The 13,706-nt window shown below is 60.8% G+C and carries 16 protein-coding genes; 7 read left to right on the forward strand and 9 right to left on the reverse strand.

Annotated elements, in window-relative coordinates; translation table 11 throughout:
* Window positions 1-189: 189 nt before the first annotated feature.
* Window positions 190-816, reverse strand: coding sequence for a TetR/AcrR family transcriptional regulator (locus tag ACTJK7_RS26575; RefSeq protein ID WP_085654278.1), 627 nt, complete (start codon window positions 814-816; stop codon window positions 190-192).
* A gap of 156 nt (window positions 817-972) precedes the next feature.
* Between ACTJK7_RS26575 and ACTJK7_RS26580 the strand changes: the two genes are divergently transcribed.
* Window positions 973-1,413 carry a hotdog fold domain-containing protein gene (locus ACTJK7_RS26580; protein ID WP_011334899.1) on the forward strand — a complete coding sequence of 147 codons (441 nt, stop codon included), beginning with the start codon at window positions 973-975 and terminating at the stop codon, window positions 1,411-1,413.
* A 71-nt stretch (window positions 1,414-1,484) separates the two neighbouring features.
* Here ACTJK7_RS26580 and ACTJK7_RS26585 read toward each other — a convergent pair whose 3' ends face one another.
* Window positions 1,485-2,171, reverse strand: coding sequence for a GNAT family N-acetyltransferase (locus tag ACTJK7_RS26585; RefSeq protein ID WP_011334900.1), 687 nt, complete (start codon window positions 2,169-2,171; stop codon window positions 1,485-1,487).
* A 183-nt stretch (window positions 2,172-2,354) separates the two neighbouring features.
* On the opposite strand from ACTJK7_RS26585, the gene ACTJK7_RS26590 reads away from it, so the two are divergent.
* On the forward strand, window positions 2,355-2,582 hold the full coding sequence (locus ACTJK7_RS26590; RefSeq protein ID WP_108562643.1) for a YXWGXW repeat-containing protein: 228 nt from the start codon (window positions 2,355-2,357) through the stop codon (window positions 2,580-2,582).
* A 6-nt stretch (window positions 2,583-2,588) separates the two neighbouring features.
* On the opposite strand, the gene ACTJK7_RS26595 is transcribed toward ACTJK7_RS26590, so the two are convergent.
* Window positions 2,589-3,146: a YceI family protein gene (locus tag ACTJK7_RS26595; protein ID WP_064380624.1), complete on the reverse strand. Its 558-nt coding sequence runs from the start codon at window positions 3,144-3,146 to the stop codon at window positions 2,589-2,591.
* 91 nt (window positions 3,147-3,237) lie between these two features.
* Window positions 3,238-4,593 carry an MATE family efflux transporter gene (locus ACTJK7_RS26600; RefSeq protein ID WP_440780914.1) on the reverse strand — a complete coding sequence of 452 codons (1,356 nt, stop codon included), beginning with the start codon at window positions 4,591-4,593 and terminating at the stop codon, window positions 3,238-3,240.
* 147 nt (window positions 4,594-4,740) lie between these two features.
* Here ACTJK7_RS26600 and ACTJK7_RS26605 point away from each other — a divergent pair, with 147 nt between their 5' ends.
* Together ACTJK7_RS26605 and ACTJK7_RS26610 are read left to right on the forward strand one after the other, a co-directional pair.
* Window positions 4,741-5,307: a chorismate mutase gene (locus ACTJK7_RS26605; protein ID WP_108562649.1), complete on the forward strand. Its 567-nt coding sequence runs from the start codon at window positions 4,741-4,743 to the stop codon at window positions 5,305-5,307.
* Window positions 5,308-5,433: 126 nt separating this feature from the next.
* Complete coding sequence (locus ACTJK7_RS26610) at window positions 5,434-5,913, forward strand: phage infection protein (RefSeq protein ID WP_108562651.1); 480 nt, start codon at window positions 5,434-5,436, stop codon at window positions 5,911-5,913.
* A 73-nt stretch (window positions 5,914-5,986) separates the two neighbouring features.
* Here the strand turns inward: ACTJK7_RS26610 and ACTJK7_RS26615 are convergent, their stop codons facing one another.
* Entirely contained in the window at window positions 5,987-6,322 is a 336-nt protein-coding gene (locus ACTJK7_RS26615; protein WP_085654280.1) for a hypothetical protein, read from the reverse strand.
* Between the two features lie 174 nt (window positions 6,323-6,496).
* Here ACTJK7_RS26615 and ACTJK7_RS26620 point away from each other — a divergent pair, with 174 nt between their 5' ends.
* Complete coding sequence (locus tag ACTJK7_RS26620; RefSeq protein ID WP_323151957.1) at window positions 6,497-8,176, forward strand: sensor domain-containing diguanylate cyclase; 1,680 nt, start codon at window positions 6,497-6,499, stop codon at window positions 8,174-8,176.
* Between the two features lie 103 nt (window positions 8,177-8,279).
* Here the strand turns inward: ACTJK7_RS26620 and ACTJK7_RS26625 are convergent, their stop codons facing one another.
* Entirely contained in the window at window positions 8,280-8,663 is a 384-nt protein-coding gene (locus tag ACTJK7_RS26625) for a cytochrome c family protein (protein ID WP_323151956.1), read from the reverse strand.
* A gap of 55 nt (window positions 8,664-8,718) precedes the next feature.
* Window positions 8,719-10,050: an aminotransferase-like domain-containing protein gene (locus ACTJK7_RS26630; RefSeq protein WP_323162411.1), complete on the reverse strand. Its 1,332-nt coding sequence runs from the start codon at window positions 10,048-10,050 to the stop codon at window positions 8,719-8,721.
* Window positions 10,051-10,139: 89 nt separating this feature from the next.
* Between ACTJK7_RS26630 and ACTJK7_RS26635 the strand changes: the two genes are divergently transcribed.
* On the forward strand, window positions 10,140-11,033 hold the full coding sequence (locus ACTJK7_RS26635) for a DMT family transporter (protein ID WP_440780913.1): 894 nt from the start codon (window positions 10,140-10,142) through the stop codon (window positions 11,031-11,033).
* A gap of 3 nt (window positions 11,034-11,036) precedes the next feature.
* Here the strand turns inward: ACTJK7_RS26635 and ACTJK7_RS26640 are convergent, their stop codons facing one another.
* Window positions 11,037-11,858, reverse strand: coding sequence for a cupin domain-containing protein (locus ACTJK7_RS26640; protein WP_440780911.1), 822 nt, complete (start codon window positions 11,856-11,858; stop codon window positions 11,037-11,039).
* A gap of 134 nt (window positions 11,859-11,992) precedes the next feature.
* Here ACTJK7_RS26640 and ACTJK7_RS26645 point away from each other — a divergent pair, with 134 nt between their 5' ends.
* Entirely contained in the window at window positions 11,993-12,517 is a 525-nt protein-coding gene (locus ACTJK7_RS26645; protein ID WP_108562657.1) for a carboxymuconolactone decarboxylase family protein, read from the forward strand.
* Between the two features lie 21 nt (window positions 12,518-12,538).
* Here the strand turns inward: ACTJK7_RS26645 and ACTJK7_RS26650 are convergent, their stop codons facing one another.
* A complete protein-coding gene (locus ACTJK7_RS26650; RefSeq protein WP_440779566.1) occupies window positions 12,539-13,501 on the reverse strand; it encodes an IS110 family transposase in 963 nt (320 codons plus the stop codon).
* Window positions 13,502-13,706 lie beyond the last annotated feature (205 nt).

A 13,706-nucleotide genomic window follows, 5' to 3' on the forward strand; every position in this document is an offset into this window, starting at 1 on the left:
CTTGAGCGCACCACCTCAGCTTCCTACGATGGAGCTACGCAGTCGCTTGGTCCGCCAAGCCGTTGCGTAGGTGCGGGTGCTCTGAACCCCAATCAAGCCCGCACCTGGCTTCATGCGCATCTTGAGCCTCGCGGGCTCTACTTCCTCCCCATCAAAGAGTCTTGAGGCTCTTTTTTTGTCTCTGAAAAATCAGCGCTCGGGTTCGCGACGGATTGAGCGCCACGTGGCTTGGGCCAGCAATTCGCGATACGCCTTCGGACTGCCTTGCACTCGCCCGGACAGCCACGCGCGGCAATAGCTGTCGGCCTGCCCGACGATCAGCGACGGCAACAGTTCGGCCGGGCACTCATTGAGCTCAGTCATGCGCCCGGACTCAGCCAGCCAGGTACGCAGGCCCAGGTTGCGGGTCTTGTTGCGCTCGGCCAGCTCATCCTTGTGCGGGCCACGGGTCACGGCATAGCGCGCGTGATACTGGAACCGCGCCCATTCCGGCTGATTCTCAACCCAATCCACGTAGCTGTAGACCAGCGCCTGCACGCCTTCTTCGGTGGTCGTCGCGTCGGCCAGATAGGCGTCGCGCAGGCGCGCCTGATCCTCCAGCGCGGTGAAGAACAGCGCGGCCACCAGCCCTTCCTTGTTGCCGAAATGGTGGTAGATCGCCCCGACGCTGGTGTCGCACTCGGCACGGATCATTTCGATGGTGGTGGCCTCGATGCCCTGCTCGTTGAACAGGCGCAGGGCTTTGCGAAAGATGTCGCGCTTGAGTTCGGCGCGGCGGCCGGGGTAGCTGCGTTCGAGGAGATCTGCGGTGTCCATGGGCCTTGAAAATCCAAGTTAAGGGCACATCCGTGCCGGTGATCGAAACACGCACAGGTTGACAGATTTCCCGCGAACAGAATACCGTTCCGTTACAGAATAATATTCTGTAACGGAACATGATTCTGTAAATCCCCTAACCGCGAGGCTTCATCCATGAGTCAGTTTCTCAGCATGTTCAACAGTGTCGGTTCCCAGGCGTTCAGCCAGATGGCCTGCCAGGTCGCGCCGTACTTCAGCACCATCAATCCGCTGGTGACCGAGTTACGGGCAGGTTCCGCGCAGGTGCAAGTGCCGTTTCGCCGCGAGATCACCAACCACCTCGGCACCGTGCATGCCATCGCCTTGTGCAATGCCGCCGAACTGGCAGCCGGGATGATGACCGACGTGTCGATTCCCGCCGGCGCGCGCTGGATTCCCAAGGGCATGACCGTCGAATACCTGGCCAAGGCCAAGACCGACGTGACCGCCGTGGCCAATGGTGAAGGGCTGGACTGGCAGACCGAAGGCGACAAGATCGTGCCGGTGGATGTCCACGACGCCGAAGGCAAGAAAGTGTTTACAGCGCGGATCACCATGAACGTGAAACTGTCCTGAAATCACCGGCACAAAAAAGCCCTTGTTGCGCAGATCGCAACAAGGGCTTTTGTCGTTTCAGAGAGAAAGAATCAGTGAACGGTCAGGCGCTGGCGGACAAATTCTTCAGTGCGGCGGGTGACCTGATCCAGATGCCGGTCGCGCTGTTTCTCGGCATCGAGCATTGCCCGCTTGCCGTGTTTTTGCAGCAAGTAGGTGTGGATCTGCTGCACTTCCAGTGAACGGTAGATCGGCGTCGTGTCGATAAAACCGCGCAGCCCGTTGCTGCGGTAATGCCGGGTACTCATCAGCACCTGCGTTTCGAGCTGGCCCAGCACTTCAAAGCCCAGCGCCTCGAAATACGGCACCTTGCCGACGCTGCAGGTCAGCTCGGCATGGGGGTAACGCGCCACCATGTCCGCGATCAACGAACGGGCCACGCCCTGACGCCGATGCCCCTCGCGCACCGCCAGGTAGGCCACGTTGCAAGCCTCCCAATCGCCCTGCACCGGCAGGTACAACAGGAAGCCGACCACCTGCTCCGGATCATCGTCGTCGGTGGCGACCAGCAGTTCCACCTCGGTGCCCTTCTCGCCGTTCAACGCCTCCAGATACAGATGCACCTCGTAGCCCACCGCGTACTGATAGACGTTGTACAGCAGATTGCTCGGGCCCAGCCCGACGGCACTGATGTCGGTGAGATAGTCGACCACCATTTGCAGGATCTGACTGTTGACGCCTTCGGGGCAAGGGGACTTGTAATGGGTGATGCGGGGCATGGCGGGCGGACTCCAACGATAAAACACAAGTTGCCGGGCGGGTTGAGCGACCGGCGAACCGCGACATCATACCCTGTGCAAGCCTGACAAAAATTTCATCTGCCCGAGAACGGATCTTTCGCCGATTTGGCGTCCAATTTTTCAGCTGCGTTCATTTTCCGACGCAGTCCTTGAGGAGTTGCCATGAACGTTCTGCGTTGCGCGAAAACCATGAAATGCTTGCTCGCTGCCGCGCTGGTGGCGATCACCCTGTCGGGCTGTGTCGTCGAACCGGCTCGCCCGCATCGGCCACCACCGATCGTCGAAGTGGTTCCGGTCATGCCTGCGCCGGGTTATCACTGGGTTGCCGGGCATTACCGCTGGGCCGGCAACCAATGGCGCTGGATGCCGGGACATTGGCGGGCGTATTGAGGCCGGTCACTGCGCGGGGGCAACGACCTTGAACTTGATGTCGATATCCTTCGACACCACGGTGTCCGCCCACTCCCCCGCGCCGAGGCCGAACTCGTCGCGCTTGAGTACCAGTTCGCCGTCAAAGATGCCGATGCTGCTGTCGGGTTTGAGTTGCACCGGCACCTGCACCGCACGGGTGATGCCTTTGAGGGTGAGGTGACCGTCGACCAGATAACGGTTGGCGCCGGCCGGGCTGAAGCGGGTCGACTGGAACACCGCCACCGGATACTGCCCGGTGTCGAACCACGCCGGTTTCACCAACTCGGTGTTGGCATCTTCACTGCCGGCGTCGATGCTGGTGAGGTCGATGTGCAGCGTGGTGCGGGCACTGGCGAGGTTGTTGGTGTCGAAATCCAGCGTCGCGTCGAACTTGCCGAAGGTGCCGTACATCTGCGAGCCCATCTGGCTGTAAGTGAAACTGATCTGGCTGGCGGTGGTGTTAACCCGGGTGTACTCCACCGCACCCGCAGCAGGGATGAAGGTCAGGCAAGACGCGGCCGCCAACAACAATCGAATCGACATGCAATGCTCCGGTGCCCGATGGGGCTCGAATGACTTAAGCAAACATCCGTCAGTTGCGCCAGCCCCGCCAATGTCGACCCTAAACGCTTCGTCACACCAGCCGCTCGATCTTCTGATGCTTCCAGACCCGTGTGTAATACAGCGTCTGCAACACCAGCATCCCCAGATACGCGATCGGAAACGCCATCCACACGCCCTGCAGACCGAACTGCCCGTCCAGCCAGTAGGCCGCCGGCAACTGCACACCGAGCACGCAGATGATCGCCACGCCCACCGGCACCAGCACCGTGCCGCTGGCGCGCATGATGCCGCCGATGATCGCCTGGAAACCGAAGATCAACAGGCTCCACAACATGATGTGCAACAGATGCTCGGCCATCGCCCGGGTCGAGTCTTCGGTCAGGAACAACCCCAGCAACCAGTGCGACAACAGGTAGCCCGACAGGATCAAGCCACCGGTCAGGCACACGTTGATCCACAGCCCGGTGCGCAGGATCGGGCCCATTCGCTCCAACCGCCCGGCACCGATCGCCTGGGCGCCGAGGATCGACGCGGTGATCGCAATCGACAGCGCCGGGAACTGCACGTAGTTGACGATCTGCGTCACCGCGCCATAGGCCGCTGTCGCCTGCGAGCCATGCTGGTTGACCAGCGCCAGGATCACCAGCTCCGACAGCGACAGCACAATCATCTGCACCCCGGTCGGCAGGCCGATGCGCAATACCTTGCCGAGAATCGCGCCGTCCAGTCGCAGCGCCGCGAAAAACTCGCGATCCGGCGCCAGGGGATGGCCCTTGCGAATCAGGCGCCATGACAGCCACGCCAACGACGTCAGCGTACCGACCAGACCCGCAATTGCCGCGCTCTGAATGCCCAGTTGCGGCAAGCCGATCCAGCCGCGAATGAACGCTGGTGTCAGCGCCAGCCCGACAACGGTCGACAGCAGCAGCGCCAGCATCGGCGACAGCGTATCGCTCACCCCACGCAACAACTGGGTGAACAGCACGTACACCAACACAACCGGCAAGGTCCACATCATCACCCGCGCATAGGCCACCGCATCATCCAGCACATCCGCCGGCGTGCCCAAACCCTGCAAGGCCTGACGCGCAAACACACTGCCCAGCACCGCCGCCACCAGCCCGATCAATACCCCCAGCAGCAAAGTCGCCCCGGCAATCGCCTTGACCATGTGCGACTCACGCGCGCCCCACGCCTGACCGATCAACACCCCTGCCCCGGCGCCCAGGCCGATGACCAGCGCGATGAAGAAAAAGATGATCGGAAACATGCCGGACACCGCCGCCAGCGCCTGCGTGCCGAGCATCTGGCCGATGTAAATGCTGTTGACCGTGCCCGACATCGATTGCAGGAAGTTCGACAGCACCATCGGGGCCAGGAACAGCAGGTAGGTTTTCCAGAGGGCCGAATGGGCGGGGGTTTGCATTGAGGGTCCGTCTCGGGTGGGAGCTGATGACAGAGTCTAAGGTATGCAATGCCGTTCAGGTCGTACCGGTTTGCATTAAAACTTCGTAATCTGCAACTCGACCAATGTGCATAGCCTCCCCATCACGACAGGAAGTGAACCCCTCCCATGCGCCGTTCCTCGTTTCTTCTGAGCTGCACCTTATTGACTGTTCTGGCGACGACTGCCCACGCCGCTCCCGCCCCCTCGCCCGAGGTGGTGCAAGGATTGGTGAACACATTGAACGAACGCCTTAACATCGGCGACCTCGTCGCCTTGACCAAATGGGACAGCGGCAAACCGATCCAGGACAGTCCTCGTGAAGCACAGGTCATCGACAACGCCCGCAAGCTGGCCGCCGAACGCAAGCTCGATCCGGAAGACGTCGCGCAGTTGATCGCCGCACAGATGGAGGCCAACAAACTGGTGCAGTACGGTTTGCTCGCACAGTGGCAGGCAGCCGGTGTCGCGCCAGACACGCCGCGCCCGGATCTGGGCAGGCAGATTCGCCCGCGCCTGGATGAATTGCAAACCCGACTGTTGCAGCAATACGCCGACTTCGCGCCCTATCGCCACGACCGGAACTGCCCGGCGTGGCTGGCCAAGGCTCGCGCCGGTCTGCCCCGCGATGCGCTGCATGATCTGGCCCTGACCCGCGCCACCGGAGAGCTGTGCATTCGGCCGCTGGTGCCCTAGAACAAGGGTTCCGGCATTCATTGCTGGCGTTGATAGTCACCATCAGCTCAATGAAGTTCTCATAAAAAATCCGCGGCGTAACATCGGCTCCATACCCAACAAACAACACCCCTGGAGCACACGATCATGAAACGCCAAATCCTTCTCGGCATCGCTTTCTCGGTTCTTGCAGTCAACGCTTTTGCAGCCAAACCCGCCCACACCATGATCGCCGAAGGCGGTTCGGATCGGTTGATTGAAAGTCGCTTGGCTGAGGGTGGTTCGGATCGTCTGCTGGAACGCCGCGTTGCTGAAGGTGGTGCTGATCGCCTGCAAGAACGCCGCGTTGCTGAAGGTGGCGCTGATCGTCTGATCGAACGTCGCGTTGCTGAAGGTGGTGCTGATCGTCTGATCGAACGCCGCGTTGCTGAAGGTGGTGCTGATCGTCTGATCGAACGCCGCGTTGCTGAAGGTGGCGCTGATCGCCTGCAAGAACGTCGCGTTGCTGAAGGTGGCGCTGATCGCCTGCAAGAACGCCGCGTTGCCGAAGGTGGCGCTGATCGCCTGCAAGAGCGCCGCGTCGCCGAAGGTGGCGCTGATCGTCTGCAAGAGCGCCGCGTCGCCTGAATAAAACGCTCTACCGCTGAACAAATAAAAAGCCCGGCCTGATCAGCCGGGCTTTTTCACGTCCAACCGGTGCTTATTGCACGGTTTTCAGCTTGACCACGTCACCGGAGACCTTGGTGGTGTAGCCGCTCAGGACCCATGCCCAGAACCAGTTTTCCTGAATCTGAGTATTGATCATGGCGTCGCCGCCCTTGGCCTTGATCGCGGCATCCTGTGCACGGACGAAACGGCTGTTCTGGCGGATCGGGATCACGCCGAACAGCATCAGGCCGGTGGCGGTGGCTTCGCTGTGGCCAATCACGGTGTATTGGCTGCTGTCGTAATGTCTGGTGCTCATCGGGGTGCCGGTGCAACCTGCCAGAACCACACCGAACAGTGCGGCGGCGACTACTTTGCTGAGGTATTTCACTGCGAGACTCCATGGGTAAACGCCCGGGATCCGTCTCTCGGGCGGCGCACACTTTATCGAACGAAGTGGCTCATTGATATCAGTCTCGGCAGATTTTCATTAAACGCCTTGCTGGCAGCCCGTCCGCGATGTCGCATACCATGGCGCCACTTCAATAAAAACAGACATTTCTCCATGCTCAAAGCCAGTCTGCGCAGCCACCTGACCCTTTGGTTTGCCGGTTTGTCTCTGCTGACGCTATTGAGCGTGGGCTTTTACGTCGGTGATATCGCCACTGAACAAATGAAACGCGCCAGCGGCAATGCGCTGCTGAGTACCGCGCGGTCGGCGGCGACATTGCTGGGCGAGCAGTTGCGCGAGCGGCAACTGGAGGTCTATCTGCTCAGCCGGGCGCCGCATCTGGAACGCGGCGATCTGGACAATCCGGCAATTCTCAAATCGATGCAGCTGCGCACCGAGGCCCGCTCCGAGTATGCGTGGATGGGGGTGACCGATGCTCAGGGGCGTGTGCATCAGGCAGTAAACGGTTTGCTGGTCGGTCAGGTCGTGCAACAGCGCCCGTGGTTTCAGGCCGGTCTGCGCGGGGAATACACTGGCGATCCGCACGAAGCCGTTTTGTTGGCGAAACTGTTGCCGGGTCTGCCCAACGGCGAGCCACTGCGCTTCATCGACTTCGCCGCGCCCATCCGCAACGCCGATGGCCAGGTGATCGGTGTGCTCGGCGCCCATGCGCACTGGAGCTGGGTCACGCACATCGTCGAATCGGCAGCGATGTCGCACAAGGGGGCGGAGCCGGATATCGAAGCGCTGATCATCGATCACGACGGCAAGGTGCTGTACCCGGAAGCGCTGGTTGGTCAACAAATGCCGGCCAAGGATCAGAAGTCCCCGGGCTGGGTCGTCGGCAACGGGTACCTGACCAGCGAGGTGACTGTGCCGACGCCTACGGGCACCGCGCTGTCGTGGTCGATTGCCGTGCGTCAACCACTGGACACTGCGCTGCAACCGGCGCGACTGCTGTTTTATAAATTGCTGTTGCTGGGGGTTTTCGCCGCCGTGGCATTCGGACTGGTTGCGTATTACCTGGCGCTGTACCTGAGCCGACCCATCGAGCACCTCGCGCGTTCAGTCCAAAAAGTGCAGAACAACCAGCCTGGTGCGTACTTTCCGCTCCGGCATCCCGTGCGGGAAATTGCCCAGCTCGGCCAGTCCATCGATGCCATGACCCAGTCGCTGCTTGCCAAGGAGCGTGAGCTGCAAGAGACCAACGCTTCGCTCGAAGCCACCGTCGCCCAACGCACGGCGGCCCTGACCCTGGCCAACGCCGAGCTGCTGAACCTGGCCACCCACGATGGCTTGACCGGTGTCTACAACCGCCGCCGCTTCGACGAAAAACTCACCGAATACAGCCTGCTGTTCCGTCGTACCGGGCGGCCGTTTGCATTGCTTCTGATTGATGCCGATCACTTCAAGCACATCAACGACACTCACGGCCATGCGGCCGGCGACGACGTACTGCAGCAATTGGCGCAGCTGATCCAGATCAGCATCCGGAGCACCGATTTCGTCGCCCGTTACGGAGGCGAAGAGTTTGCGGTGCTGCTGCCGGAAATCGCCAAGCCCGATACGCCCGATATCGTCGCCGAAAAGATTCGATCAGCGATTGCCGCAGCGACCTTTCCAGCGGTCGGCCCCGTGACAGTCAGCATTGGTGTCAGCCTGGCCGACCCGGCCGACAATGCTCCGACAGCACTGCTCAAACGTGCTGATCAACAGTTGTATCAGGCGAAAGCCGCGGGTCGTAATCGCGTAGCCTGCCAGACGTCACTCACCGAAGTGGCCGGACTCGGCTGACCTGCAATTGAATCAGGTGTTGGTCTTCAACCGGGCAATCGCTGCCGGCAGTTCTTCACAGTGAACGGGAACTGCATCGCGCAGCTCCCGCACAGGCGCTTCATTACTGAGAAAACGTCTGCAGATACGCCAACAAATTATCAATCTTCTCCTCGTCACTCAGCCCCCAGAAGATCATCCGCGTCCCCGGCACCACGCCCTTCGGATCCTTCAGATACTTTGTCAGCGTTTCACGATTCCAGGTCAGGCCGGAGTTCTTCATGGCGTCGGAGTACACGTAATTCGCCGACGTCCCCGCCGGGCGGCCGATGATGCCGTTGAGTTCGGGGCCGAAGCCCGGCCGGGCAGATTCGCCGACCTGATGGCAACCGCCGCACAGGCGCGGGAAGATTTTGGCGCCGGCCTCGGCGTCACCGGCAGCCAGTGTTGGCGTGCTGAACAGGCCTGCGTTGAGGATCAGGGCGAAAGTCAGTGCAGCGTTTTTCATCAGGGTTTTCCAGATCTTCGGCGGCGCCAAGGGTAATCGCGCGCGGCAAGTTGCGCTACAGGTAGGCGCCCACAACCTGACGGACTTTGAGCAAGGCTTGACGCAGGGCAAGCATGTCCACCGATCCCAACGCCAGACGAATCGCGTGGGGGACATTGGCGGACACGGTGAAGGGCTCGGCGGTGGTGACCGAAACCTGCTCGTGCATCAACTCGACCACGATGTGGTCAGCCCGGACGTCTTCCGGTAGCGGCAGCCAGAGGAAATACGAAGAGGGATGGCCGACAGTCGGCAGGCCTTCGAGAACCTGCGCGGCCAGAGCTTGCCGGGCCTGGGCGTCACTACGCTTTTGTGCTTCGAGCAGGGTGACGGTACCGTCGTCAAGCCAGCCGCAGGCGATGGCGGTCATTACCCCGGGGGTGTTCCAAGTGGTGGCGCGGATGATCCGCTCCAGTGCTGCCACCCGTTCGACCGGCGCGGCGATGAAGCCGACACGCAAGCCGGTGGCGATGTTTTTCGACAGGCCCGACACGTAGACCGTGCGCTCCGGCGCCAGATCGGCCAACGGCGGTGGTGGGCTATCGACCAGAAAGGCGTAGGCCGCATCTTCGATGATCGTCAGATCATGTCGGCGGGCAATCGCGATCAAATCCTCACGTTGTTCCAAAGGCATCACCCAGCCCAGTGGATTGTGCAGGGTCGGCATGCTGTACACCGCACGCACCGATCGTTGGCGGCAGAGTTTGTCGAGGGCCGTCAAATCGGGGCCCTGCTCATTCACGGGAATCGCCACCACTTCAAGGTGCAGCGCTTCGGCCAGCACTTTGAATCCGGAATAGGTCAAGGCGTCGGCGGCGATCACATCACCGGGCTTGAACAGCGCCATCAACGTGACTGCCAGCCCTTGCTGCGCGCCGTTGACGATCAGCACCTGCTCGGCCTCGACACTCAAGCCCCGGGTTTGCAGGTGCCGCGCCACCGAGGCCCTTTCATGCTGACGACCGGCGTGGGGCTGATAGCGCAGCAGCGCTTCGAGGTCGCCGGACAGCGCCAGCTGTCGCAACGCGGTGCGCAGCAACTCGGCCTGCCCCGGCAATGACGGGTAGTTGAAGTTCAGATCGATCATGCCCACCGCGACGTCTTTCTGGTCGATGCCCTGCCCCGGCAACAACGACGTTTCCCGCACAAACGTGCCGCGCCCGGCTTCGCCGCTGACCAGCCCCATCCCTTCAAGCTCGGCGTACACCCGCGAGGCCGTGACCAGCGCCAGCCCTTCGCTGGCTGCCAATTGCCGGTGAGTCGGCAAACGCGTGCCGGGCAACAGGCGGCCGGCGCGGATGTCAGCCGCAAAGGTGTCGACAAGGGTCTTGTAGCGGGAGCGCGGCATGTCGGGCTGTATCCATGACAATTTTTTGATTGTCTTGATTCTCAGCCCTAGGATCGATTCGACGCAACCCACCTCCGAGCGCCACATCCATGGAACGAACCTCCCACCTCGGCACCCTGGCCCTGGAAAAAACCAGCGGCTGGATCAATGGCTTCATCGGCGTCGTGATCTTCAGCGGCTCGCTGCCCGCCACGCGGCTGGCGGTGCTGGAGTTCGACCCGGTGTTTCTCACCGTCATCCGTGCGACCATCGCCGGCGCCCTGGCGCTGTGCCTGTTGTGGCTGTTTCGCGAGCGACGTCCGGCGCGGGATCAGTGGTTGTCGTTGTTGATCGTGGCGCTGGGCGTGGTCGTGGGTTTCCCGATGTTGACGGCCCTGGCGCTGCAATACGTGACGTCGGCGCATTCGATTGTGTTCGTAGGATTGCTGCCACTGGCGACGGCGATTTTCGGCGTGCTGCGCGGCGGTGAGCAGCCGCGTCGGGTGTTCTGGATTTTTTCGGTGCTGGGCAGTTCGCTGGTGGTCGGCTTCGCAATCTCGCAAGGCCTGACCGCTTCACCCACCGGGGATCTGCTGATGCTGGCAGCAATTCTCGCCTGCGGCCTCGGTTACGCCGAAGGCGCCAAACTGTCGCGCACCCTCGGCGGCTGGCAAGTGATTTGCTGGGCGCTGGTGCTGTCGTTGCCGGTGATGGCCGTGCTGAGTGTGTGGCTGGCGCCCGCCTCGTTCAGCGGTATCAGCGTGTCGGCGTGGCTGTGTCTGGCGTATGTTTCTCTGTTCAGCATGCTGATCGGTTTCGTGTTCTGGTATCGCGGGCTGGCTCAGGGCGGGATTGCGGCGGTCGGACAGTTGCAGTTGTTGCAGCCATTCTTCGGTCTGGCACTGGCCGCGACGTTGCTGCATGAACATGTCAGCGTCGGCATGTTGGTGGTCACGCTGGGGGTGATCCTGTGCGTGGCCGGGGCGAAGAAATTCGCCAGATAGTCTTCAGCTCGCACCGGCCTTCCATTCACGCGGGCTGAGCCCGGTCTTGCGCCGAAACGCCCGGGCCAGCGCCGAGGGACTTTCATAGCCGACCTCTTCGGCGATCAGGGCGATCGGCCGTCCCTCGCGCAGGCGTTTCTGCGCGAGGCTGATCCGCCAGTTCACCAGATAATCCACCGGCGTCTGCCCCACTACCCGCCGGAAATGTTCGGCAAAACCGGCGCGGGATAGATTGGCCGCGCTTGCCAGTTCGGCGACGCTCCAGGCCTTGGCCGGCTGCTCGTGCATCAGGTTCAAGGCTCGGGAAATCTTCGGATCGGCCAGCCCCGCCATCATGCCGGGCTGCTGGTTGCGACTGCTGATGAGGTGGCGCAGCAGCAGAATCACCAGCAATTCGAACAACCGGTCCATCACCGCTTCTCGCCCGCAGTGGCCGTCGAAAGCCTCCTTGAACAGCCACTCTAGGGTGTTGGCCATTTCCGGCAGATCGGCGAGTTTCAGCACCAGGTAATCCGGCAGTGCTGCCGCCAGGGCATTGCCCGCGCCGCCGTCGAAGGTCAGTGAAGCGCACACCAGTTGCGTGCCCATGGCTTCGTTGGCGAACAAGCGATGGGCCATGGGGCGAGGGAAAAAGATCAGGGTCGGTTCTTTGAGCGAGATTTCAGGATCATTTCCCGGTTTGAGCAACAGCTCTCCCGCCTGGAGCAAATGCACATGCCCGCACACCTGATCGCCGCCGTAGGCGCTCACCCCACAAAACGTGCCACTGTGAAAGGTACCGGCATTGACACCGAAATGGCTGAGCAACGTGGAAAGGCGATCCATGGCTGATTCTCGCAAGGGCAGGTTTGGACGATCTGTCGCATATCCTCGACGATTTGCACCCAAAGCACCAGCCGCGCTCCGTAGCATTCACTCCATCCCCGGCGCACTTCGCACCGGACTTTCGGAGAATCACCATGAGCCGCATTGCCCCTCTCAGCCTCGAAACCGCCACCGACGCCACTCGCCCAGTGCTTGAAGGCGTGCAGAAAAAAATCGGCTTCCTGCCGAACCTGTTCAAGACCCTGGCCGTCGCACCTGTCGCGCTGGATGCCTACGTGCAAATCTCCGCCACTCTGGGCAAGACCTCACTGAGTGCCAAGGAAAAAGAGGCGGTGTACCTGGCCACCTCGCAAGTCAACGGTTGCGACTATTGCCTGGCGGCGCACACCCTGTTCGCCAGCAAGGCCGGGCTGGCAGCAGAAGAAATCATCGAAGCGCGTCACGGTCGGCTGAATGCTTTCGCCACCCTCGCCCATCAACTGACCGAAACCCGCGGTCATCTGTGCGATGAGCAGATTGTCGCCGCCCGTGCTGCCGGCATCGACGACAAGAAAATCATCGAAGTGATCGCCATCGTCGCCGCGCAAACCCTCACCAACTACCTGAACAACGCGGCACTGACCGACATCGATTTCCCCGCCATCGAAAATCCGGCGTAATGCAAAAAACTGTGGGAGATTCTATGTTGCAGGGGAACCCTGCAACCTTAAATTGGGTTGGTATTCGCTCTGATTTTTCATGAGGGCGAATGCCACCCGGCAAAGCTTACGGGCGAGGATGACCAAAGCCTGAGTTCTGGCTAGACCTCTTGCCAGATAGGATTCATAGAACGGTTTCCAAACAGGGGACCGACAAGCTGCCATAGCTGCATTGTGTGCAAGACGCCGTAATTCTCCGTCACCTTTTTTGCTCAAGTGGCGAGGACTGTGTTTCTTGCCTGAGTCCTTTGCCTTCAAATCCATTCCCAGAAAGGCGATGAACGCATCGGCGCTGGCGAACTCACCTCGCATATACGTAGTTGCCAAGCCCGTTGCCGTGAGTTCACCAATCCCTTCAATCGCTTTGCAGCGTCTGATGTTTTCGCTAATGCCGGCCTCTTGGCTGACTTTGCGGAGTAATTCCTGAATGGCTTGATCAAGCTGTTTGAAATGCTCCAACCCACGGGCCAAAAGATCTTCAAGGAGAGGTTCGTTTGACCAGCTCAGCATGATACTGACTCGGGCCTTCATCAGCTGCGCACGCTTGTTAAGCAGACTTTTCAACACCGTGTAGTGCCGTGGTGGTGGGCTCCAGACCCGCAGCCGGTGCTGTTCACTGGTTAGATAACGCGCCAGAAGACGTGCATCACAAGGGTCGGTTTTTGCACGCTGACCGATGCTTTCGCGGTAATGGCTCACCCGGTAAGGGTCCACGACGTAAACCCGATGCCCCATACCATGGGCCAGTTCGGCCGTGTCCAGGTGGTAGAGATTAGTGGCTTCCAGAGCGATCGAGCTTTGTGCGGGCAAGGTCTTCAGCCAACGACCTACAGACGTGCGGTCATTGTTGATGACCTGGGTAATTTCCAGATCTTCGCGATAAACAACGATTTCGGCCTTGGCCACATCGACACCAATCACCGTTGGCGAGGTAAGGATTGTCATGACGAATCCTCGGAGCTAGGGTTTAAGAGCTTGTCGGGGTCTACCGTAGCGCTGGCTTGCCTCTATCGTCGGTTTTACCGATGAATTCCTTATCGGCGCTTTAGGTAGAAAGGGCGGGACGAGAAGTCTCCCACGGTCCGTACTGGCTAGAGTCGGAATCGAGCTTTTAGTCCCGCCCACCCCTTCAAGTCTAAACATACAAGCG

The sequence above is a fragment of the Pseudomonas sp. 22085 genome, assembly GCF_052045815.1.
Classification (GTDB): Bacteria; Pseudomonadota; Gammaproteobacteria; order Pseudomonadales; family Pseudomonadaceae; genus Aquipseudomonas; species Aquipseudomonas glycinae.

Bases quoted from the DNA above. Each gene is read 5' to 3' on its own strand.
- ACTJK7_RS26575 (WP_085654278.1), bottom strand. From the start codon at position 816: ATGGACACCGCAGATCTCCTCGAACGCAGCTACCCCGGCCGCCGCGCC.
- ACTJK7_RS26580 (WP_011334899.1), top strand. From the start codon at position 973: ATGAGTCAGTTTCTCAGCATGTTCAACAGTGTCGGTTCCCAGGCGTTC.
- ACTJK7_RS26585 (WP_011334900.1), bottom strand. From the start codon at position 2,171: ATGCCCCGCATCACCCATTACAAGTCCCCTTGCCCCGAAGGCGTCAAC.
- ACTJK7_RS26590 (WP_108562643.1), top strand. From the start codon at position 2,355: ATGAACGTTCTGCGTTGCGCGAAAACCATGAAATGCTTGCTCGCTGCC.
- ACTJK7_RS26595 (WP_064380624.1), bottom strand. From the start codon at position 3,146: ATGTCGATTCGATTGTTGTTGGCGGCCGCGTCTTGCCTGACCTTCATC.
- ACTJK7_RS26600 (WP_440780914.1), bottom strand. From the start codon at position 4,593: ATGCAAACCCCCGCCCATTCGGCCCTCTGGAAAACCTACCTGCTGTTC.
- ACTJK7_RS26605 (WP_108562649.1), top strand. From the start codon at position 4,741: ATGCGCCGTTCCTCGTTTCTTCTGAGCTGCACCTTATTGACTGTTCTG.
- ACTJK7_RS26610 (WP_108562651.1), top strand. From the start codon at position 5,434: ATGAAACGCCAAATCCTTCTCGGCATCGCTTTCTCGGTTCTTGCAGTC.
- ACTJK7_RS26620 (WP_323151957.1), top strand. From the start codon at position 6,497: ATGCTCAAAGCCAGTCTGCGCAGCCACCTGACCCTTTGGTTTGCCGGT.
- ACTJK7_RS26625 (WP_323151956.1), bottom strand. From the start codon at position 8,663: ATGAAAAACGCTGCACTGACTTTCGCCCTGATCCTCAACGCAGGCCTG.
- ACTJK7_RS26630 (WP_323162411.1), bottom strand. From the start codon at position 10,050: ATGCCGCGCTCCCGCTACAAGACCCTTGTCGACACCTTTGCGGCTGAC.
- ACTJK7_RS26635 (WP_440780913.1), top strand. From the start codon at position 10,140: ATGGAACGAACCTCCCACCTCGGCACCCTGGCCCTGGAAAAAACCAGC.
- ACTJK7_RS26640 (WP_440780911.1), bottom strand. From the start codon at position 11,858: ATGGATCGCCTTTCCACGTTGCTCAGCCATTTCGGTGTCAATGCCGGT.
- ACTJK7_RS26645 (WP_108562657.1), top strand. From the start codon at position 11,993: ATGAGCCGCATTGCCCCTCTCAGCCTCGAAACCGCCACCGACGCCACT.
- ACTJK7_RS26650 (WP_440779566.1), bottom strand. From the start codon at position 13,501: ATGACAATCCTTACCTCGCCAACGGTGATTGGTGTCGATGTGGCCAAG.